Genomic DNA, 1,248 nt, shown 5'->3' with positions numbered 1-1,248 from the left:
CCAGCCGATTACTCAGCCAACGAGACATTATTGGAGGTCAACACAGCGCCAGGGTCTACGCAGGGTAATGGCGTATCACTCCAGAAGCTACACGTCTACACGGGCACACCAAGTAACCCAAGCGGCAGCCAAACACCATTGGAGCGCACACCACTCATTGAGCAAAAGAACCAGATTGTCTATGTTCGCCGGTTCGCTGGTGAGTCGGCAGCTATCAGCGTTGACGTGTTAGCCACATTCACAGAAGCCTTTTAGGGATAGCCATTGCCTACGCTGGAAGTTAATCACAAGATTGTTGATGCCATGCAGAGCGGTAGGCCTATCGTTGTTATATATGGTGGGCGAGGGTCGGGTAAGTCGCTTGGCGTAGGTGATTACCTAACGTTCGAGATGGATGCAAAGGGTTATGACGTTTATTGCCTGCGGGAGTATCAAGACTCGCTTTCTGACTCAGTTCATAAGGTGTTCAGGTCGAGCATAGAAAAGAGACTTAAACTTAAAGGCTGGGAGATACTGAAGAACGGTGTTATCGCTCCCAATGGTGCAACAACGGTATACAAGGGCGCAAACCGAAACCCAGACAATGTGCAATCAGCCCAAGACTATCTAAGGTCATGGTTTGAGGAAGCGCATAGGGCGAGCCAAGACTCGCTTGATAAGCTATTGCCAACCATCCTGCGTAACCCAGGCGCTAAGTGTATCTTTACCGCCAACCCCCAGTCATCGTCAGATGCGTTCAGCCAGAGATTCATTGTGCCGTATCAGGAAGCCTTGATGCGTGATGGGTACTATGAGGATGATCTACACTACATCGTTATGGTCAACTGGCGTGACAACCCATGGTGGAATGAGGAACAGGAGCGCTTGCGCCAATGGGACTATGAACACCTAAGCCGTGCTAAGTATGACTGGATATGGGAGGGTGCATTCATGGACGAAGTAGAAGACTCAATCATCCTGCCTGAGTGGTTCGATGCCGCCATTGATGCACATGAGAAGCTAGGCTTCAAGGCCAGAGGCAAGCGAGTGGTTAGCTTTGATCCGGCTGACACTGGCGATGCCAAAGGCCTGTCGTTGCGCCATGGCTCTGTGTTCCTTGACATACTTCAGAGCCAGGAGGGCGACGTTAACACATCATGTGACTGGGCGACTGACTATGCCATAGCTAAGGGTGCGAACACGTTTGTCTGGGATGCTGACGGCCTTGGGCTGACACTCAGACGCCAGGTATCGGACGGATTGAAGGGC

At 51.5% G+C, this 1,248-nt stretch carries 2 protein-coding genes; both read left to right on the top strand.

Annotated features, from left to right (window positions below):
* Nucleotides 1–255, top strand: a 255-nt coding sequence (locus V6D20_01270; GenBank protein HEY9814428.1) for a hypothetical protein, incomplete at its 5' end; no start/stop codon positions are given.
* 9 nt (nt 256–264) lie between these two features.
* A partial coding sequence (locus V6D20_01265) for a PBSX family phage terminase large subunit (protein ID HEY9814427.1) occupies nt 265–1,248 on the top strand: 984 nt, incomplete at its 3' end.

It is taken from the genome of Candidatus Obscuribacterales bacterium, assembly GCA_036703605.1.
Classification (GTDB): Bacteria; Cyanobacteriota; Cyanobacteriia; order RECH01; family RECH01; genus RECH01.
The sequence above is the reverse complement of the archived record's forward strand: the minus strand, read 5'-3'. Positions and strand labels throughout refer to the sequence as shown.